The organism is Prevotella sp. Rep29 (assembly GCF_019551475.1).
Classification (GTDB): domain Bacteria; phylum Bacteroidota; class Bacteroidia; order Bacteroidales; family Bacteroidaceae; genus Prevotella.
In genome coordinates this window covers 924,545-945,312 of sequence record NZ_CP047159.1, presented here as the reverse complement: position 1 = coordinate 945,312, position 20,768 = coordinate 924,545, and the positions used below count along the sequence as shown (strand labels likewise).

18 protein-coding genes are annotated in these 20,768 nt (G+C 37.8%); 1 reads left to right on the top strand and 17 read right to left on the bottom strand.

From position 1 onward, the window contains the following. Positions 1-22: 22 nt before the first annotated feature. From GRF55_RS04005 to GRF55_RS03975, 7 genes are all read right to left on the bottom strand, one after another. On the bottom strand, positions 23-880 hold the full coding sequence (locus GRF55_RS04005) for a glycosyltransferase family A protein (RefSeq protein ID WP_220369253.1): 858 nt from the start codon (positions 878-880) through the stop codon (positions 23-25). Beyond that, positions 874-2,019, bottom strand: coding sequence for an EpsG family protein (locus tag GRF55_RS04000; protein ID WP_220369252.1), 1,146 nt, complete (start codon positions 2,017-2,019; stop codon positions 874-876). The genes GRF55_RS04005 and GRF55_RS04000 overlap by 7 nt, the downstream gene beginning before the upstream one ends. Before the next feature lie 16 nt (positions 2,020-2,035). Next, positions 2,036-3,022: a glycosyltransferase gene (locus GRF55_RS03995; protein ID WP_220369251.1), complete on the bottom strand. Its 987-nt coding sequence runs from the start codon at positions 3,020-3,022 to the stop codon at positions 2,036-2,038. Between the two features lie 5 nt (positions 3,023-3,027). Beyond that, positions 3,028-4,116 carry an acyltransferase family protein gene (locus GRF55_RS03990; protein WP_220369250.1) on the bottom strand — a complete coding sequence of 363 codons (1,089 nt, stop codon included), beginning with the start codon at positions 4,114-4,116 and terminating at the stop codon, positions 3,028-3,030. Positions 4,117-4,207: 91 nt separating this feature from the next. Next, entirely contained in the window at positions 4,208-5,209 is a 1,002-nt protein-coding gene (locus GRF55_RS03985) for an acyltransferase family protein (protein WP_220369249.1), read from the bottom strand. A gap of 150 nt (positions 5,210-5,359) precedes the next feature. Then, positions 5,360-6,655 carry a nucleotide sugar dehydrogenase gene (locus tag GRF55_RS03980; protein WP_220369248.1) on the bottom strand — a complete coding sequence of 432 codons (1,296 nt, stop codon included), beginning with the start codon at positions 6,653-6,655 and terminating at the stop codon, positions 5,360-5,362. Between the two features lie 47 nt (positions 6,656-6,702). Next, positions 6,703-7,689 (bottom strand): hypothetical protein, encoded by a 987-nt coding sequence (locus GRF55_RS03975; protein WP_255563834.1) that lies wholly within the window; start codon positions 7,687-7,689, stop codon positions 6,703-6,705. Between the two features lie 1,282 nt (positions 7,690-8,971). Between GRF55_RS03975 and GRF55_RS03970 the strand changes: the two genes are divergently transcribed. Next, positions 8,972-10,513, top strand: a complete 1,542-nt coding sequence (locus tag GRF55_RS03970; RefSeq protein WP_172774742.1) for an IS1634 family transposase — start codon at positions 8,972-8,974, stop codon at positions 10,511-10,513. 347 nt (positions 10,514-10,860) lie between these two features. Here the strand turns inward: GRF55_RS03970 and GRF55_RS03965 are convergent, their stop codons facing one another. The 10 genes from GRF55_RS03965 to GRF55_RS03920 form a co-directional block, all read right to left on the bottom strand. Further along, a complete protein-coding gene (locus GRF55_RS03965) occupies positions 10,861-11,847 on the bottom strand; it encodes a glycosyltransferase (protein WP_220369247.1) in 987 nt (328 codons plus the stop codon). Positions 11,848-11,972: 125 nt separating this feature from the next. Then, positions 11,973-12,815 (bottom strand): glycosyltransferase family 2 protein, encoded by an 843-nt coding sequence (locus GRF55_RS03960; RefSeq protein WP_220369246.1) that lies wholly within the window; start codon positions 12,813-12,815, stop codon positions 11,973-11,975. A 13-nt stretch (positions 12,816-12,828) separates the two neighbouring features. Continuing rightward, positions 12,829-13,650 carry a glycosyltransferase family 2 protein gene (locus tag GRF55_RS03955; RefSeq protein WP_220369245.1) on the bottom strand — a complete coding sequence of 274 codons (822 nt, stop codon included), beginning with the start codon at positions 13,648-13,650 and terminating at the stop codon, positions 12,829-12,831. Between the two features lie 85 nt (positions 13,651-13,735). After that, positions 13,736-14,620 (bottom strand): acyltransferase family protein, encoded by an 885-nt coding sequence (locus tag GRF55_RS03950; protein WP_220369244.1) that lies wholly within the window; start codon positions 14,618-14,620, stop codon positions 13,736-13,738. Between the two features lie 83 nt (positions 14,621-14,703). Then, a complete protein-coding gene (locus tag GRF55_RS03945; RefSeq protein ID WP_220369243.1) occupies positions 14,704-15,723 on the bottom strand; it encodes an acyltransferase family protein in 1,020 nt (339 codons plus the stop codon). An 11-nt stretch (positions 15,724-15,734) separates the two neighbouring features. Next, positions 15,735-16,661 carry a glycosyltransferase family A protein gene (locus tag GRF55_RS03940; protein ID WP_220369242.1) on the bottom strand — a complete coding sequence of 309 codons (927 nt, stop codon included), beginning with the start codon at positions 16,659-16,661 and terminating at the stop codon, positions 15,735-15,737. After that, positions 16,658-17,536 carry a glycosyltransferase family A protein gene (locus GRF55_RS03935; RefSeq protein WP_220369241.1) on the bottom strand — a complete coding sequence of 293 codons (879 nt, stop codon included), beginning with the start codon at positions 17,534-17,536 and terminating at the stop codon, positions 16,658-16,660. Before GRF55_RS03935 ends, GRF55_RS03940 begins: the two co-directional genes overlap by 4 nt. A 1-nt stretch (position 17,537) precedes the next feature. Beyond that, a complete protein-coding gene (locus GRF55_RS03930) occupies positions 17,538-18,527 on the bottom strand; it encodes a glycosyltransferase family 2 protein (protein WP_220369240.1) in 990 nt (329 codons plus the stop codon). A gap of 31 nt (positions 18,528-18,558) precedes the next feature. Further along, positions 18,559-19,437, bottom strand: a complete 879-nt coding sequence (locus tag GRF55_RS03925) for an ATP-grasp fold amidoligase family protein (RefSeq protein WP_220369239.1) — start codon at positions 19,435-19,437, stop codon at positions 18,559-18,561. Positions 19,438-19,527: 90 nt separating this feature from the next. Then, the gene (locus tag GRF55_RS03920; protein ID WP_220369238.1) at positions 19,528-20,727 is read right to left on the bottom strand and encodes a hypothetical protein; all 1,200 of its coding nucleotides are present in this window, start codon (positions 20,725-20,727) and stop codon (positions 19,528-19,530) included. Between the last annotated feature and the right edge of the window lie 41 nt (positions 20,728-20,768).

Genomic DNA, 20,768 nt, shown 5'->3' with positions numbered 1-20,768 from the left:
CATACGCACAACTCATATTCACTCATTTATCTCTCAAATGCATCATCCATCCCAATGGTGCCGTCCACAACCACCACCACTCAATCTGTGGTTTTTCGTTTGCATCCGAACAAAAACGGAAACGCCAATAGTTAATTGCAGCCTTCACTTTAGCAAAAAACGGGATATTAAATTCGGTCATCTCCGCATACGTCATCATTGATGCAATGGGACTATTCATACGTATTTTTACAATCTTATCTGTCAATCCCCCCTCTAAATAATCACGAAAATAGACCACCTCATGAAACACCCGCAATTTATATTTCCTTGCTATACGGTTCCATACCAAAGCCTCTGGTACAAATTTCTCTTTCGAAATTTCTGGAAAAGGTATTTCTTTTAGCACAGAAGTGCGGAACACCTCCAACATATCACCCTCTACATGATATTTGTACCTCAGATCAATAGAACTGGTATCCAACACGTCTATATCGCAGCCTTTTCCTATAACCGTGCCATCATGGTGTGCCATATAGCCACAAACGCCCCCAAAAGAATTGTTATCCTTGATCTGCTGATAATAAAAATCTATCCGCTCTAACGAGTTAGGAGGGAGCATGTCATCACTATCTAATATGAGGAACAATTCTCCTTTTGCTTCTTTTACTCCGCGATTGATTGCCCGATGTTTTCCGCCATTCTCTTGATAAAAATATCGGATAGGAAAGAATTTATCATTTGTGAGTTGTAAATTATCAATTATGACGGAAGTGTCATCAATGCTTCCATCATCCACAATGACCCACTCAAAATCCTTGAAAGTCTGTTGAAGTAAACTCTCAAAAACCTTTAATAGATATGCAGCACGATTATATGTCGGTGTAAAAACTGTTACCATTTGTACAACTTATCCTCTGCATAACGAAGATCATACTCATACTGTTCCCAGATTGGATCATATGCACGCACTCCATTTGTCAAAAATGTTTTATATGGAGATAACTGATACCCCCAAGCAGATAAAATTCGTAAATACAAGAATATCATTATCACATACGACACCCATTTTATCCACACATCTTTTCCTGCTTGGATAAGCACTTCAGGCATCATACATGACGCAGCTATGATATAACACCACGTCAACCTTCCTCCGTTCATGAAACGACTGAACATCAACAACGTCAAAGCAAACAAAAATACGATATTCATCAGACACAAAGTCGTTTTATTTAATTGGAGTTTGGTATATCTGCTATATATGATTATAATGAAAAACAACGCCTCCATAATATAATCCAAACGAGTACTCCCAACATATTCCATTGTTTCTCCAGCTTTTCCTTCATTGATTGGCGTACCAAAGGTTCCAACCAACCATGATGCAACAGGAGTCAATCCCAAGACAAATGCAAAAAAGAAAATGGGAATCAGTTGATCTTTCCTAAACTTGACATTTGCCACGAAATAAACAGGTGCAAACATAATCGCACTACTATGAAACAGCACTCCTCCCGCTACAATGGCAAAAAACGGGATGGGTTTCCTCTTAACGGCATAGGGAATCGCAGCCGTCACAATCAACACCGCCAGAATCTGTCTGATATACACCCACGTAAAAAAATAATATAAACAGAGGAAGAAGAACAAGGCAATAAAAGGGTAGCGTGAAAACTTGCGTAAATACACATATAGCACGCTGTAAAACAACAATGCTGTAATCAAAAGATAAATATAACGATTAGACGTGAGATATGCCATAAGCACCGTATATACAGCATATCCCCGTTCGCTATGTTCCCAAGTCATGGCTGCCGTCGCAAAAAAATCCACTCCGTTACGAAGATCTCGGGCCGTTGCGTCAAATATCTCTCCGTAGATATAATTATCATATCCACCAAGCATATCGCGCAGACCACAAACAATTGCAATAAACGCAACGACTAAAGCCAAGAGTCCTTTCCGTTCTGATTGCTCTTTCGATTTGATGCCGACAGCACAACCAAGAACTACTGCCAATATTAAATAATAAATCATATTAAAATTTTCTTTTTTACACTTTATACTTTTTCCTTTTGTTTTTAACGGATATACCAACTCTCATTATCAAAAACATCAGAGACTTCCGATTAGACAACCAAAGGAATAAATCACTTTTCGCATTTCCCGTTGGTTTCAGTGGATATAATCCCATTCTCTGATAATCGTTAACATATCTTTTAAGAGTTCTCACGTTGTCAAACCGCATTATCGTGTATAGATGAGCATTGATGGAAAAGTTAAGTTCCTTTTCGAGATATTTTCTTTGCTCCAATGCTGCACATTCCATTTCTTTCTGCAAAGTTTGATAAACTAAGAACGAGTCCGCATTCGCTTTAACCCGGTCTCTGAGTTGACGATTTTGCGAAATCGACTGCAAATTACATCGATTATAATAATACCCCACATCCGGTACGACCGCCACACGTGCAAATCGCATCATTGTCTGCACATTAAAACAAGTATCTTCGATATGACTTACGCCATCCAAGAAACGGGTTTCTCCTATGGACGTTCTTTTATAGATATGATTCCATAAATAAGAACCATCTTTTTGTTGATATAGATACTCCAATCCCGAACACACATAAGATGATGCGACTTGCTCATGCTGTTCTTTATGGTCTGGATATTGGGAAATATAGCTAAAAGAAACCATATCTATCAATGGGTCTGCAACAATCAAATTTTTCAGAACCGAAACTATTTTAGGCTCGATGCTATCATCAGCATCCACAAACCAGACATAATCTCCCTTTGCAATTTCCAACCCCTTATTACGTGCTGTTGCAGGTCCCTGATTCTTTTGAAAGATATATCGTATGTTAGAATGTTGTCTTTCGTATTCTTTGCATATCCTCGCGCTGCCATCAGTTGAGCCATCGTCGATAAGAACTACCTCAAACTCATCGGTGGCTAACCCCGCGCTGATAATACCATCAAGACACGATGCCACATAAGTCTCGCAGTTGTAAATGGGAATGATGAAAGAGAGAAACATGAATGTTATTTTGCGTTAAGCGAAAAGCGTTTACTTGTTTTGACTTGCATTATAGAAATATATCTATTTAATAGCGGAACAGACACAATCACTATAATTCCAACAAACAAGCACATCATTAAAAATTGCATATTTGCAGGGAACAGATTTCTAAAAAAAACATTATAAACAAGCATCGCCCAGAAATGAACAGCGATTATTGGTAAACCGTTTCGGCTGATATATTGAAAAGGCAACATTAAATAATTCAAATTACAAAATTTAACTCTTTCCAATATCTCAAAAAAGAAGAGTAATATATAGATGCCTGAACAAACATTCAACACAAACAGGAGAGGAGAATTTCCAAAATTCCCGTTAACAAAGCCATTAGCATTTCCAAGATCGATTGCAAAATACAAACAGCAAGAAATAATCAAACCGAGAGTTTTAATTTTATATGATAAATGATGAATGTGTTTATTATAGAAAAACCCTAAAGTATAAAAGGCGAAAGCCATAAAGAACGGCTTAATATGCAGATATAATAAAATTGTGTTGTTTGGAAGAAATAAGGCCATGAGCATAGAAAAAAATCCTATTAGTAGAACCCATTTTTGCATCGTTTTATATATAACGCTAAACGTAATACTGACGAGGTATAAGATAAAAACGAACCATAAAGGCATCGAACTTCTGCTACCGAGTCCTATTAAAACACAAATTATATCCCCAACCAACCATTCGATTAAAGCTACAACATGGGTGGGAAAATACATGTTCAAGAATCCATATCGAGGATAATTCAATTGATTGACAAGGTAATCAGGAACATAAATATATGGGCACAGGATAATAAATAATAACGATAAGAATAAATATGGAACTAATAATGATTTTGTTTTTTTATTTATATATCCCTTTATTGTTGTAAATTTAGTAGGGTTGTATAAAATTCCCGATATAAAAAAGAACAGAGGAACCGTTAAATTCATCAGCAGCTCTATAGTTGTTCTCCCATGCAACGGAGGAACAGCTTGCATCAAATGAGATAGGCAGATTATCAGTAATGCAAATCCTTTTATGTTATCTATGTAGAGAAGTCGCTCCTTCATAAATAATAATTCTCACTTTCGAAATTATCAAAAATATACCCGGAGTATCCCGTACGTTTGTAAATGGGAATGATGAAAGAGAGAAACATTTTTATTTTAGTTTATTATATCCTCCACCAAAGAAAAAGAAATCTAATATCTTATTTTTGGAAAGAATATGTATCAGACATATACATATTGCAAGGAATCCCAATGCAAGCCATGGGGCTATAAGAACGTCCAAGACAAATTCACTTTCCACGTACCAGGAAAAGTTAGGAAAGATGTTCACGACAATAATCGTCTGTAAAACATATATTCCAAGTGTCCATTGACCATATTTGGTAATGTCGTGATTTGATATATTATTCCCACAACACTTAATAACAGAAGCAATGATAAAGATGGTTGCCATGCTCCCACTGAACCCCACCATATAGCGGTATAATATCAAATGTCCACTGGTTTGTAAAGAGGTATAGTTGATCTCTATGTAGTTAGGAATTTCCCAATACACCTGTAAGCCATACAAAACCACAAATAGTACGGTGAACACCATAGCTAACTTCCATGTTGAATCTGCTTGCTCAAAGACATTATACTTTTTCAGCATATACCCCCCCCAGAAATATGGGAACAGTAGATTTACCTGCAAGCTTGAGCAGCCGGGAATGACAAACAAAGCCGCACACGACACGACACACAACGTCCAGTCATCAAAAGGAAGACGCTTCAAAAGAGTGAAGATAACATAGTAAACAAACAATGTTTTTAAAAACCACGAATTACCTACGATATCATCTCTATAGTCTGGATGATCTTTGGTAAAAAATAGATATATACAACAAATCAGCGTACACGTAACCGCAGGAAGTAAAAGTTGCTTTGCCTTTTTTGCAACAAATGGCAGGAAAGGAGTTTCACCAGATTTACTGCTCGCAAAATAGCCACTTAGTAACATGAACAACGGCACATGAAAGGAATATATCATGGGCCAGACATGTTTATCAACGCCCCACCCATTTTTCATCATTTGAATAGTATGACCAAGTATCACCAAATACATCGTGAACAATTTCACGACATCTAAATAAACAATCCTTTGCTTTCCCATCTTTACATTTGTTTCTTCCCTGTTCAACTTCACAGTCCTCAAAGCGAAGCCGCTGTGATACATTTTCTTGTCACGAACAAGTATTACGCTCTGAGCGTGGGAAAGTACATAACAGTCAACAAACAACAATCATTGCTCCTGCTCTTGTTTCTACAGCCTCCCATCTACATATTCCCTGTCAAGCACCCCTTTTACATCGTATATCACACCGATTTTGCTATCTTTGAGGAAGTCGCGAACGTTCTGCCCAAGAAATTGTTTATGCGCAACACCAAGAATCACGGTATCAAATTGCCGTTTCAGTTCTTCCATTGTCCCACCGAATAAATCTATTCCATATTCTTTCTTTACCTCAGCTGCATGCGCCCATGGATCAAATATGGTAACATTGTCCGTATATTCCCTCAGAGTAGAATAAATATCAACAATCTTTGTATTACGAATATCTGGGCAATTTTCTTTAAACGTAATGCCAAGCAGAAGAATTTTAGCGTCTTTTACCATCACGCCTTTTTTATTCATCAACTTGATAGTCTGGTTTGCAACATATTCACCCATACCATCATTTAACCTGCGCGCTGAAAACATCACACGCGGGAGCACACCATACACTTGTGCTTTCTGTATGAGATAATATGGGTCAACACTGATACAATGTCCTCCTACAAGTCCAGGACTTAACTTGATAAAGTTCCACTTTGATGATGCCGCTTCAATGGCATCATGAGTATCAATACCCATGGCATTGAAGATTTTTGCCAACTCATTCATGAATGCAATATTCACATCGCGCTGAGAGTTCTCGATGATCTTTGATGCTTCTGCAACCTTGATACTCGGCGCCTTATGAGTACCATTGATAAGCACAGTGTTGTACACATCATCTACGAGATCGGCTATCTCTGGTGTAGAACCAGATGTTACCTTACATATTTTCTCAACTGTATGCTCTTTATCACCAGGGTTAATACGTTCAGGTGAATAACCTGCAAAGAAATCCTCATTGAACTTCAAGCCTGAAACTTTCTCGACGACAGGCAGACATTCCTCTTCTGTCACCCCTGGATAGACTGTTGATTCATAGACAACAACGTCACCTTTAGAAATCACCTTTCCCACCGTTTCTGAAGCTCCCCACAAAGGTTTCAGGTCTGGACGGTTATTCTCATCAACAGGTGTAGGCACTGCTACTACATAAAAGTTACAATCACGTATTTTCTCCAGATCTGTGGTACAGATGAATCCATGATTGTTGATTGCATCCTGCAGTAGTTCGTCACTAACCTCCAAAGTTGCATCATGACCCATCATCAGGCCATCTACACGAACTTGATTCATGTCATAGCCAATGGTTTTAAACTTCGTTGAGAACAGTCGGGCAAGTGGCAGTCCAACATAGCCCAAGCCAATTACGGCAATTCTGATATCTTTATTAATTGTATTCATATCTCAGGAATTATCATTTTATTTTTAACAACATGAATTATGCGTTTTTACGTCATCCACTCCTCTTTATATTCCGCCCCATTCAGCATCGCTGCCCTTAAAGCGAAGCCGCTGTGATACATTTTCTTGTCACGAACAAGTATTACGCTCTGAGCATGGGAAAGTACATAATAGTCAACAAACGACTTCATATATGTTTTCTTAGAAGCATCATAGGTAAAACCGACATGAACCACTTCGCCAGGGATAACATATACATAAGGCAATCCTGAAACACGATTCAGGAACGTGATACTATCTGAAGTTACAAGTAGCCGTTTCTCAGGATGTGTTTCATGGGCTTTTTCGATTACATTCACACAACGCTGTATATACTGTTCACGCTCATTTTCAGGAAGCGTTTCGCCCCCCTCCTTAAAATCGCCCAGCAACTGGCGGAACCGGAATACCATGGCATTATATTGTTTCTCACCTCCCATGGCTGTCACATGCTCTTCCACTAATCCCTGAAGCTCTTTTGTCGGTCTAAACAGCTCATTAAATAACGTTCCATATTCATTGTCGCCCGAACGCATGTTGGTATAAACATGTATTTGTTCATAATCCTTTTTCAGATACCACTGCAGAATCCTTTTCTGAACTTCCGACTCGTGCTTATTCTCCTGATTATGATAAGTCAGTATTGTGCAGGGATAAACCCGTTTTGTGTCATAACAGATTTCTTTTTCGTCAATATACCAATCATACAGATTGGGCTCTAAATAGTCGATCAAGTTTGGCGTCTCAAAATGAATCTTAAAATCCACCCCCTGACGCTTACATTCCTGATAGACAGAAGTTATTCCCCGAAAGCGATCTGACAAACCGCCACAAAAGGTCGTCTCGTTACGGACCATCAGAACAATAATCTTCCCCTGATGCACCCTACCGCGACTCCGACTACTGTTCAGTACTTTGTATTGGGGCAACAGCTGTCGCCAGCGACAATAAAAATTGTGACGCAGAATTTTTATAAAAGATATGATTGCTTGCATATTAGCAAAAAAGTCGTTAATGACAGAAAAGTTCCGTTAGTGCAACCGACCGTCCACACCCCTTCCTCCTCCAATGAATAGGCATTCCCGAGTTACAGCGAGCTGAGAACAAGAATTCATTCATCCACAGAGCAGTATAAATAGTTGTGCGACACGCCGTTGCACCGCATAGGAGACTTGGTCTCGCAGTAGCCTATCCGCGCATGCGTATATATATATTGTGTGCAAAGTTAACAAAAAAAATGATTATGCGGATGAAAAAACAAAATTTATTTGTATTTTCTAAAAAATCACAAAAGGAAAAATCAAATTAAGGGGATGCACCGATGTGCCCCATTGACAGGATGTTGAGATTGACTGAAATAACAAACCATGTAAATAGGAGTAAAACATCTCTGCCATAATGGCTAACAAACCAATTGGGATAAAGAATGCCTATGTTACCATTATCATTTAGCGAAGCATTCATCCCTTTGCCAGACGTTCCCATCCCATATTGGTAGCTGTCCCCACCATGAGGGGTGGAGAGTGACAGTCCATCATTTTACTGCAAAAAAACTCATACTCTCACGTAACGTTCTCCTTTTTATTTTAAGTTAAAAAATCGGGATTTTAACACAAAAATTTTGACACCTAAGGCACATACTTCTCCACTGAAATTTGGAGCAAGAACGAATATGTATGCAAAATAGATGTGTTTATACCCCAAAACTGCATATCTACATCATAAACATTCCAATTCCGTTTCTAAAAGTGCCCATTTTGCATCCCAAAAGTGTTACTTTTGCAACCTAAAAGTTAAACTTTGAGGAAGTAAAAGTTCAACTTTCACAAAACCAGAAAATCGCATAAAAACGTAAATCGTTTATTTTCAACAGTTTAAAAAACTGTCAAAATTACGTATTTTTTCGACCAACTGACTCCCATTCTCAAAATAGCGGCAGAAAATAACGAAAACAACGAAAATCGGAAAGCCAACAAAGCGTCATACATGCAACTAAAAATGGTATTTTTGTTAAAGAACGTAAATGCCCCAATCGGACATATAAAACCCGAATATAAACGAAATCGGGGAGGCATCACCTGATGTCTCCCCGATTTTTATTGCAGTGTTGTGAACGGCTTGATCCTAAATCAGCCATTATTTATAGATGAACATTTATGCAGTCCTGACTTCATCACTTTTTTGCGCCATCATATAGCGCACAATGATAATCAGCGAGTTACGTAAAATTATTGGGTGGTTTGGGTGGCGCAAGCGAAAAACGTGTACCTTTGCACCATGTATGTACGCAAGAAACACAATCGTTCCGGCTCTACAAGTGTGGTAGTGGTCAGTAAAGCGAGTGGAAAGTATAAAGAAATAAAATCGTTTGGCTCCTCTACATCCGAAGAGGAAATACATTCATTATGCGATAAGGCTGCTGCATGGATACGTTCATTTGGCGGTCAGCAAGAACTTGACTTTGATGACCGCAAGGGAAAGGAAGTCGAGGAGACAGAGCGTTTCCTTAGCAATATTGACAACGTGTTGATAAACGGTACTCGGCTTCTGCTTGATCAAGTCTATGACAGCATCGGCTTCAACCGGATTCCCGATGAGATTCTGCGTCATTTGGTAATCGCAAGGGTGTCGCAGCCCAGAAGCAAACTTGCCACAGTAGATTACCTGAAGTCATATTATGATGAAGATGTTGACCTCAACCACATCTATCGCTACATGGACAAGCTCTACAATACCCAGATGGAGCTTGCGCAGCAGATTAGCGTAGAGCACACCCGGAAACTGTTCGGAGGCAAGATTGGATTGATGTTCTACGACGTGACGACGCTCTACTTTGAGACAGCACAGACGGACGTATTGCGTGAACCGGGGTTTTCAAAGGATGGAAAGACGGCAGAGTCACAGGTTATACTCGGTCTGCTTGTATCAGAAGGAGGCTACCCGCTTTCATACTCTCTGTTCAACGGCAGCCAGTATGAGGGCTTCACCATGATACCAATGATAGATGACTTCAAGCAGCGTTTCAATCTGGGGAAAGATTTTGTTGTGGTGGCAGACTCAGGCTTGATGAACAAGAACAATGTCACTTTGCTGCAGGAGGCTGGCTACAACTACATACTTGGAGCCCGCATCAAGAGCGAGAGCGCAAGCGTGAAGCAATGGATTCTCTCTTTAGAGAAGGTTGATAAAGCCTGTTACGACTACAAACGTGAGAATGGGGAAAGACTTATCGTCAGTTATTCCGACAAGCGTGCAAAGAAGGATGCCTACAACCGTGACCGCGGAATTGTCCGATTGAGAAAAGCCTATAAGACCGGACGCATCACGAAGAGTCAGGTGAACAAGCGTGGCTACAACAAGTTTCTTGAAATCAGCAAGGACATAGAAGTCGTCATCAGCGAAGAGAAGATTGCAGAGGACTGCCAGTGGGACGGACTCAAGGGCTACATCACCAATACAGACCTTGACGCCGAGCGTGTCATTGCCGAGTATCATGGACTCTGGGTGGTGGAACGTGCATTCCGTATTTCAAAAGGAACTCTGGAAATGCGTCCGATGTTTCATTTTACAGAACGTAGGATAGAGGCACATGTCTGCATTTGCTTCATCGCCTATAAGGTATATAAGGAACTGGAGCGACTCATTGCCATTAACAAGATTGGGATGAGTGTCGATAAGGTGCTTGAGGCAGCCAAAACTATCACGACAATCAGGGTAAGGATGCCTAAAAACGGGACTTACTTCACTAAGACACTCTTCTTGACGGAGAAGCACCTCGCAGTGAAACCACTTTTCGACATATCTGGCAACAAATCTTAATTTGGGTGGCGCATTGACGAAGTCAGGAAGAACGTAAATGCCCCAATCGGACATATAAAACCCGAATATAAACGAAATCGGGGAGGCATCACCTGATGTCTCCCCGATTTTTATTGCAGTGTTGTGAACGGCTTGATCCTAAATCAGCCATTATTTATAGATGAACATTTATGCAGTCAGCAAACATCTTTGCTCCTGCTCGGGTTAGATGCAATCCGTCATGACTAATAAGTTTTTTGTTCGGAGTTTTATTCACAGATTTACCTCTAACCCTTTAGTTTTGAAATATATGGAATCGTCAATCTATAAATAAAATAGAAAAAATTACACAATGCGTGTTGTCTGTCTTATATATCTAATGACTTATAATCCTTATTACTCTTCAATATTATATTTAAAAAAGGAATTAATAAAGATGTTTTCCATGAGAGAGTTTTTCCTTTTAAAGGATAAAACAGACTCTTCATCTTAGTTAAAAGTGTTTTTTTTGTTTTATTTGTAAAACTTCTATTTTTTATTATCCCCAATAGCAATGAGACTAACATTGAATTATTGTGCTTTAAATAATATTCTTTTAAATCCTTATCAAAAACATAAGTCTCTGCAAAATCCGTTATACTCTTTATGATAATAAATTCATCACAGATCTGCTTTATCCTTTTATCATGATAAAGATGTCTATCTGTAGAATTCGGATTCCATGTATAAGAATATGCAACTATATCTAAATACATTATTCTTTTTATGTATGCATACATTCGTAATACGAATTCAACATCTTCATGATATATGCCTTCTAAAAATTTCAAATTATTTTCTATAAGAAATTTATGCTTGTATAGATAAATACATGAGGAGCCGATATCAGCGCCATGCATAATAGCATATTTGCCATCATATACTTTGTCCGATGAAAAAGGTTGACATGCTGCGTCATGCATATTCCCTTTAGAGTCATAACAGACCATTTTATAAGCACAAACATCCAAATCATACTCTTTTGCTGTTATAATAATATTTTTGAGGACATTTGGCAGGAGCATATCATCCGAATCCACGAACATAATATATTCTCCGTTTGCTTTTTTCACTCCCCTATTTCTAACAGCGGCTTGTCCTTTGTTCTCTTGAGTTAAGAGGATGATATTTTCATGTGTATCTTTATATCGCTTAGCTATTTCAAAACTTTTGTCAGTAGAACCATCGTTAATAAGGAGAATTTCATAGTCAATTTGAGGAATATCTTGTGCCAATAATGACTGAATACATTGCTCAAGATATCTTTCTACATTGTAGACAGGAACTATTATTGTTAATAATTTATTATATGACATGTTATGACTTAATACAAAGAACGTAGCACCTTTATTATTCAAATATTTCTTAATAAAGATGCTTTTTCTCTTTTTTCAATTGTACTAATTGCTGTCTATCGGAGCAACAATACTCAGTTTATACTTCATATCTTTTGCTTTCTTAATCTGATGGGATAATCTTTTATCCACCCGCGGTTAAAAGTAATTATCTTAACAAAAAGGACTACCAAGGTATAGACATATTTCCTTAGCTTTGCAAAACTCAAGGTATAAAACAATGAATGATAATAATCATCCTCGCCCATAAAATTCCTATAGTCTGCCCGCACACGTGGAGGTATCAAACAATCGGTCAGATGATTTATCAATGCTCTGTCAGCATCCTTATTCGTACTTGTACAACTGATTCCCGAGACATCAAAAACGGCAACGAACACATTTACCTTCCGATAGCTCACATTTTCTTTTATCAGGTGATGCATGAAGAAGTCACGATCGCCCATGATCTTATATCGCTCATCATATTTGTACACGTCAAATAAAGCTCTTTTGATAAAGGACACTGGATGCAATAAAGTGCCGGTCAGCATATACGCCATGGAAACTTCATCGGGCGAAATGCGCTCGTCTCCCCTTGATGTGTACATATTCCCACAGACGATGTCTTCGTTGAACTGATTTGCAAAAACTTTTTCCAAAACACGCTCGTCACATAGATAGTCACCAGAGTTCAAAAATTGGGTATATTCCCCATGAGCAGCAAAGGCTCCCTTATTCATCGCATGATAAATTCCATGATCCTTTTCGCTCACCCAGTAGTCAACCCTATCAGCATACTCTTTAATCACATCAACACTGCCATCCGTACTTCCCCCGTCAATAATGATATACTCAAAATCACGGAACGTCTGACTGACCACGCTCTTTATCGTCTTACGCAGACCTTCGCAGTTGTTATAGTTGATGGTAATAATTGATAGTTTCATTTCATTTAATATCTCATTTCAACTTCCGTATCCAGTCGCTCTTCAACCAAAGATTCATGACTTTCAGGATACAGATATTTATCTTATATATTATCTTTCTGACTGGTGGAATCTGCTCTACCGTCGTAAACATCTGGCGATAAGGCGTGCAACCGAACACATAATCCTCATAATCTGCCAATACGCGCTCGGGGAAACATGCTTTCAACTCATTGAACACTTCCTGACGGGACACTTCGCTGTTAGCGGTGCTCACCCCCCCACTCTCAAAACGTGCAACCACGACAGGCACATGCCGATAAGTGGCGTTCCGGAACACCAACTCATGCATAAAAAATTTCCAGTCGGCAGCACTCCGCATGGTCTCATCATAGGGATGTTCCCTTAACAACCGAGTCTTTATAAAACTCGCTTGGTGATATAATGTATGCTTATAAAACGTCCGCATCGTCACGACGTCGGGATTGGGAGAAATATTGTTTTCTCCAAAACAGATGTCTCCACACACAATGTCTTCAGTCAAATCTAACCTTGCAAATTCCGTAATGACATCCGGAGCATAAAATTCATCACCGGAATTCATAAAGATGCAATAGTCCCCATGCGCAGCCTTCACGCCTTTGTTCATCGCCGGGTAGATTCCCCCATCCTTCTCGCTTATCCAGAAATCGATTTGAGAGGCATGTTCCCTGATTATTTCCACACTACCATCTGTACTTCCTCCATCAATCACAATATACTCATAATCATGGGAAGATTGGGACGCAACACTCTCAATAGTCCGTTGCAATCCCTCTGCATGGTTGTAATTAATGGTAATGACAGAAAACTTCATTCTCTCACAAAAATTATTTTAAGCTTATTCTCTTTTGAAATATTTCAATTACCCATAAAAAGCCATTCCAAACGACAATCCGCAACTAATCTATCAAAATAGCTACCATAAATATAAGTAAAATAAATCCTACAGAATACAAACTTGCAAGAATATAATGGTTTGAATTGTAGAAATTAAGACAAGTGCCTCTATACCATTCCAATATCACGCAATGAAACAGGAATGCAGCATAGGCTGACTTTCCCATCCAATTCACAACTCCGCTTTGTAGCTTCAACTTTGAGAAAAACAATGTGAAAAAGACACTTGCTAATATCATCAATGGTGAATTATAGGCACGCAAATAATACTCACCACCAGCAGACTTTCCTATATATTCGCTATAAGACATAAGAAAGGCACTTATCAAAGTAAACAAAACAAACAAAAAGAGATCATTGCGCTTGTCTAATGAACACCATCGTCCTCCATGAATCTTTATATAACGGGCAACCATGTAAAGGAAAATAAATGCTTGAAAAGAATACCCCCTATCGAACTTTAAATAATCGATAGCGTATCCCATTACAACTTCGACCATTGCCCATAAAACCAAGAACCACTGAAACTGCCTTTTTGTGGCTTTTTCAGCATAAGCATTTAAAACTGGCGAAAAAACATATAACGCAATATATGCATTAATAAACCATGAGAAATTTATAAAATTAAAACTTGTGACCGAAGCCTTACCCCCACAAAACGAGATTAGATTCCCTATTAAAACAAAGAACAATATCTGAAATATGAAAGAGGAAAAACTCTTTATTTTGGGGTGAATTCCAAAATATCCGGAAATAAGCACAAAACAATTGACCCCGGCATCTGCACCTATCAAAATAAACCAACGAGGTATAGAATGTGGTATCAAATAAAACTGCGCATGAATCATCATGATAAGAATCATCGAAATGACTCTTAATAATTCCATATTCGATTGGCGTGAAATATTTTTTACCATCTCATTATTTTTTACAGGCTCCTCAAAGACTTATAATCTTTCAGTGTAAACAATTAAAATTTTCCTTTCAGAAATCTTGCATGTTTATCTATCACAACATCCAACCATGCACAGACAAACGCTGTAAACAAAATTAAGAATAAAGCAACAAAATATTTAGAGATACCCACTTGCCAATGGAGGTACCCTTTAATAAGAACAACCATTATACTTTCTTGAAGCAAATAAATCGTAATTGTGTGCTTGCCCAAATATTCTAACCAACCGCATTTTCCAATCCATCTACATATGACAAACAACATTAAAGAACCTGAGACACCCATTAAAAAACACAACCAAAAATTACCCCAAAACATGCCAACAACCCCAACTATATATGGGTATGGTAAATGGAATAGCTTCATCAATATTGCCACCAATATAAATCCCAAACCAAGACACACCAATAACTTTTCTTTATCCAACCACTGCGAGTGTTTTTTTAACACGTTTCCAAAGAAAAGGAATGGAAGTAACATCAGTGCATGCTCAAAATACCATATATTTAGAACCATTTTCTTATTATAGATGGAACAACCGACCAACATCCCAAATAATAAAATCAGGAAAATCCAAACATCCCCAACTTTAATCCATTTCCTAATACCATACATGATTATCTTGGCGACAAACAATGCTATCAGGAACCAAGGACCACAAGTCAACAATATTCCATACCAATTTTTGTCTAAAAAATTATAGCAAGAGAGTCCTTCTGATGTAAAGAATGATGCTATCCATGAAGAAAGAAACACCCCTATCAAGATACTGGGGATAATCAAACTCTTGAAATTCTTTAATGCAAAGTCTTTAAACGGTATATCAAAATTTGTACAATAGCCAGTTATCACAAAAAAGGCAGGCATATACCAAGTGATAAAGAATATGTGTGTATTTGTAACAAACTCAAAATCATCTATTCCTGCAAAGTCGTGAGCAAAATAGTTGACATGCCCCAGCAACACAAACAAGATTAGAATCCCTTTAGCTATATCTATCCAAGGCTCTCTCCTTTTACCTGATGCTTTATTCAAACTGTTCTCCACTATCTAATCCTTTTTTGAAACGACCTCAATATAATTGAACATTTATCTTTGAGTGAGAATGTGTCACATGCCCACAGTTCCTTTATGCTTTTTATCCAATGACTACAAGTCAACATACTCATTGTTGTGATCATCGTCAGCTTATTGTAAATCGGCAGATATTCCGTAACTGTTCGCTGATAAAACGTCTTCCATTTTTCATCTTCGCCAACTGCCACCTGATGCTCTTGAAGCCATTTTGAAAACAATAATCTAGCTTGGAATTTCTCCAAACCGCATCTCCTGTCATTAGAAATATTGATACAGCTCCAACGGAAACGCACCAAATGCTCCTGGCTGTTGACAACCCCGCAATCTGACATCAACAACGCTGTTGCATCATCCGAAGCCCATGCTTTCGGAAAATTCACAAAACCACCTTTCTCGACTAAAGTCCTACGTTTGAAAATATACTGCGGAATACCGCCTCTCATTCCATGCAACATATGATAACGAAACTCCACAGGTGACAGATATTCCTTATAGCAGGCATCTATATCTTTAACCACGTTTTGGTCATCCACCTGCAATATCCTCGCACGGAACAGCCCCACTTCTGGATATTTCTCAATCAGGGGTACAAATGAAGACAAGAAATTCGGCTCATACAAATCATCGTCTGTTGCAAGAACGACATAATCTCCCTTGGCATATTCAAGACAATGGTTCCACTGTGCCACTAAATCATGTCCTCCTATATTATCCTCATTCAGGTAATAAGAAATGTGGTCATCATGAAATCCTGACACAATTCCCCGAATATCATCCGGAGAGCAATCATCCACGACAACCAATTCAAATTCTTTATAGTCTTGGGCGATAATACTACTAATCGCCTGTTCAAGGTATTTCCCCTTATAGGCGGGAAGGACGAAAGAGAAAATCATTTACGAATACGATTCAGTAATTCCTTTATTTTAATGAAAGGATATAAAATCGCATATCCTAAACGAAACACCTTCGAAGAGAACAATATATCGTGTTTGTTTTGATTCATTACACGCTGTTCTCTTTCTTGAATGACCTTAATAAAATCCTGATAGGTTTCATCGCTTAAACTCAATCCACGCCTCATACAAGCATTACGTCTCACCTCCAAATTCCAAAACCACGTCCGATACCAATTACTCGTTACAGCCGTCGAAACTCCCTGTCTGTATTTATAAGTAAACTCATTCAAAACATAGATATCTCCAACTTCCTCCATCTTAAAATACAAATCCTGATCCACTCCAGCTAAGATGTATGGGGCTATTCCCTCTGTCTTATCGTAAAATGCTTTTTTGAACGTTGCCAAATTCATTGGTCCATACCATCGATAAGTATAAAAGGACTCTCCTTCTCTCAACTTTAGCAAATTATTCTCGCCATTTATATTCATTTCGATATCACATCTGTAACAGCGAGAATACACGATAGAAACTTCAGGATGGTTTTCATGTACCTTTACCATCTTCTCCAAAGCATCTGGCAATAACACATCATCGGGATCTAAGAAACCACAAATTTCCCCATGCGCTTCCTCTACACATCTCCATTTAGTATATCCACATCCCCGATTTTGCTCATTATAAACTATGTGAAAACGAGAATCCTTCTCATACTTATGGTAGATTTTACTCGACTGATCGGTAGAACCATCATCTACGACAACGATTTCCCAATTATGATAACTCTGTTCAAAAACACTATCTATCGCCTCTTGCAGATAATGCCCATTATTATAATTGGCTATAAGAACAGAAAACAAAGGAATCTCCATATTAACAACAGTCCTTTCTTTCAAAAAATGCATTTATATTATGATACATGTAGCCCCTTATGCGAGCTTTTATATTTGCTTCTTTATAGAAAAATCTTTTTCTATATAAAATCATCAATATCCCCATCTTATAGAACTTTCTCCTAAAAAAGAGATTTCTAAACGTCACATATAATTCATTAAAACCATATTCACCCTTAGATGCACCATAATATGTAAGAAACTTATTGTAATATGTGAATAATTGTTCATCATAACATGGTTCATCTATAGATACTACAAAATCTTTCAAAATAATTCCTATATTCCGAATCTCTCTTTCCCTTGTCAAGGAAGTCATGGTAGAGCCTTCACGAAGATATCTAATATAAGTTGGTTGAAATACAAATGCTATTTGGTTTACCTTCTTAACCATATAATTTAACCAATGATAATCCTCAAGAATAATGCCTTCTTTAAAAAACAGATTATTACACAATATAAAGCTCTTCTTTATTAACTTATCACATGCAGATTCCAACAAAAAAGAATTTCTAGAAAAAAAGAGTTTCCTTATAGATCTATTATCTTTTACAAAAGACATGTGATTAACATCTACGTTTCCATTATCCAATGCATGAACCATAGTTCCTTGTATAATCTCAACTTCTGGAAAACCTTTTTGTTTCTCCATCATATTATTAATCGCATCATCTGCCAGTTCATCATCACTATCTAAAAAATACAAAAAATCACCCGTCGAATTTCTTATTCCCGTATTTCTTGCTCCACTTTGCCCCAAATTTTTTTCGTGTTTTATAAACTGGAATTCTGTTGATGTTGGAGAATTTTCTTCTATTGTCCGCTTTGCTATTTCTATACTTTTATCATTAGAACAATCATCAACAAGAACAACTTCCAATGGACGATATGTCTGTTTTAATACAGAAAGGACACACCGTTCTATATATTCTTCCACATGATATACTGGAATGATTATTGAAACTTTCATAATTCCTAATTATAAAAAGAATTTTTTCCTATTACTGCTTTCGAGGCAAAATCAACTTACTACCTAAACGATTCAGAAACACATCATTATATTTAGACAAGATATTACCTGCAGGAGTGAATGTCAATTCTGCAAAATAAATCTTTCCGTCAACAACATAGAAATCTGCCCTTACAAAAGGGAAAGGCTCTGACAATATCCGTGCATACTTGAGAATGGAATCTTTTATTGGGTCGTCAGCCACATGAAAGATATCTGTCTCACCCTTCCTTTCAAAAAGAGGTGCCCAATCCAAAGAATACGAGCGAGCATCGTAGGTCCCGTCAAAGTTCTTACGACAAACAAGAAAAGAGTCAGGTTCCCCATTGATACACCACACTTGATATTCTATAGGAGCTGTCTGACTAATCAATTGCTCACATACTATCTTCCGCTTGATTTTCCTATAATGGATCTCACCGAATATCTTGGAATAGTCCTGAGCCATCCATTTCTTTAATTGTGCTTTTGCAGCTTCCACATCAAGTTTCGACTTATCTGTACAGATAATATTACAGCCGGATCCATGATTACATTTAAGGACGAATTGATTTGGCAATAAATTAAAATCTATCTCATCTACATGATCATAAACATTGATTAGCGGTACCAATATATGCGACAGTTGCTTGTCTCCCCCCACATACTCGCGAACCCTATACTTGTCGGCACACTGTGTCTTAAGAGAGCTGTGCCAATATCGGTTCAGCCAATGAAGTTTCTCATTGATGTCTTTTGGATTGCGATAGTCAAGCTGTTTCCCAGTTTCCCGACGATAACGAACTTTTGTTTTTTCCCAAATGAGGAAATCCCATTTACTGTTTAACACAAATGTCTCATATCTGTACTTAAGACTTGCAAATAAATTCATAATCCTTATTTTAGAATTTGAGGTGTGAGGTATCTAAGGTATCTTATAAAAAGTCATTAATAAATGTATATGCTACTATGAAATGGAAGTCTAACGCCTCAACTGCCCTAATGTCATCCTATAGCAAAGACTTTTCAACTTATAGAACGTATCTCTGAAAAAGTTTGACGGGGGGGGTAATTTGATTCCGTTTTCGGAAGCATATTCGTATAATTCACAATAAAACTGATCGGTTTTTCGCTGGTCAACTATCTGCCTCAAATAATATGATTTGCCTTGATAATATTTTTCCAGGTCAAACACTTTATTGTATTTTTGCAATCCTCCCAACCAATCCAAAGCCACCTGTGTCCTGATACATTTAGGACAGACACCGCAATTTTTTTTGCCATTCCAGCATACCATCAGGTGATTGTAAGAAGGCTCGAAATCTGATATATATTTGGTTTTTTCAATACGTGTCATTGCCATATTTGCTGGTATGACAGCCAGATTATCTGAAGAAAAAAGAGGTAATGACCACCACTCGTTATGCTCTAAGCCTTTATGTATATCCATGACAAAACCCATAAATGTAGCATAGCCCGTTGCGTGATAGTATTTTGAAAAATGATTTTGCATCATTAACATCACAGCAGAATTCCGATATTCAAAAACTTCAAAAAAGTCATGTGTTCCCCACATCTGATTGGAGAGTGTATTGATATTAGAATCAACTATTATTAACGGATAACTATACTTTTTACAGAAACTTTTAACGACCTGTAGTTCATCCCTGAAAATACGATTTTCAAGTTCTTCCGGCACAGGTTGCGCATGTCCGCCATGATGCGCCCCTATCTTGAAATACAACAAATGGGTCAGCTTATAATCGTCTGCCACATCTTCCGTTGTATATTCTTTCAGTGTTGCCATGGAGTCAACACCACAGGAAATACCCGTACCAACCCACTTACCTGTAAATTTCTTATTACTCAGTGGAGCATCGATATGAATCGGCTGCAAGTGATTCATCGCACACATGTGCGGAATGAAATGTTTTGTCAGATTATAATAGAGTTTTTCTGAAATAGGATACTCCGATTTAAAATCATAGCCATTCAGAAGTGCATCATATAGGAAACTTACTATAGGGCTGTCACAATACGCCGCGATTTCTCCCTCCCACGAGCCTGATATTTGATACTCAAGCAAAAACGAACTATCGTTCACGCCAATTTCATAAACGACCTCCAAAACATCATTTTTTTGATGTTGATTGATGCTTTTTATTTCTATAACTTTCGACATATTATAAATGTTTATTATACAGAAACTATTTCCCTTATTTG

Excerpts from the sequence above, each read along its gene's own strand:
- GRF55_RS03935 (WP_220369241.1), bottom strand. The coding sequence starts at position 17,536 with ATGGAGATTCCTTTGTTTTCTGTTCTTATAGCCAATTATAATAATGGG.
- GRF55_RS03965 (WP_220369247.1), bottom strand. The coding sequence starts at position 11,847 with ATGTCATATAATAAATTATTAACAATAATAGTTCCTGTCTACAATGTA.
- GRF55_RS03950 (WP_220369244.1), bottom strand. The coding sequence starts at position 14,620 with ATGGAATTATTAAGAGTCATTTCGATGATTCTTATCATGATGATTCAT.
- GRF55_RS03940 (WP_220369242.1), bottom strand. The coding sequence starts at position 16,661 with ATGATTTTCTCTTTCGTCCTTCCCGCCTATAAGGGGAAATACCTTGAA.
- GRF55_RS03980 (WP_220369248.1), bottom strand. The coding sequence starts at position 6,655 with ATGAATACAATTAATAAAGATATCAGAATTGCCGTAATTGGCTTGGGC.
- GRF55_RS03960 (WP_220369246.1), bottom strand. The coding sequence starts at position 12,815 with ATGAAACTATCAATTATTACCATCAACTATAACAACTGCGAAGGTCTG.
- GRF55_RS03990 (WP_220369250.1), bottom strand. The coding sequence starts at position 4,116 with ATGAAGGAGCGACTTCTCTACATAGATAACATAAAAGGATTTGCATTA.
- GRF55_RS03985 (WP_220369249.1), bottom strand. The coding sequence starts at position 5,209 with ATGGGAAAGCAAAGGATTGTTTATTTAGATGTCGTGAAATTGTTCACG.
- GRF55_RS03930 (WP_220369240.1), bottom strand. The coding sequence starts at position 18,527 with ATGAAAGTTTCAATAATCATTCCAGTATATCATGTGGAAGAATATATA.
- GRF55_RS04005 (WP_220369253.1), bottom strand. The coding sequence starts at position 880 with ATGGTAACAGTTTTTACACCGACATATAATCGTGCTGCATATCTATTA.
- GRF55_RS03995 (WP_220369251.1), bottom strand. The coding sequence starts at position 3,022 with ATGTTTCTCTCTTTCATCATTCCCATTTACAACTGCGAGACTTATGTG.
- GRF55_RS03920 (WP_220369238.1), bottom strand. The coding sequence starts at position 20,727 with ATGTCGAAAGTTATAGAAATAAAAAGCATCAATCAACATCAAAAAAAT.
- GRF55_RS04000 (WP_220369252.1), bottom strand. The coding sequence starts at position 2,019 with ATGATTTATTATTTAATATTGGCAGTAGTTCTTGGTTGTGCTGTCGGC.
- GRF55_RS03925 (WP_220369239.1), bottom strand. The coding sequence starts at position 19,437 with ATGAATTTATTTGCAAGTCTTAAGTACAGATATGAGACATTTGTGTTA.
- GRF55_RS03955 (WP_220369245.1), bottom strand. The coding sequence starts at position 13,650 with ATGAAGTTTTCTGTCATTACCATTAATTACAACCATGCAGAGGGATTG.
- GRF55_RS03970 (WP_172774742.1), top strand. The coding sequence starts at position 8,972 with ATGTATGTACGCAAGAAACACAATCGTTCCGGCTCTACAAGTGTGGTA.
- GRF55_RS03975 (WP_255563834.1), bottom strand. The coding sequence starts at position 7,689 with ATGCAAGCAATCATATCTTTTATAAAAATTCTGCGTCACAATTTTTAT.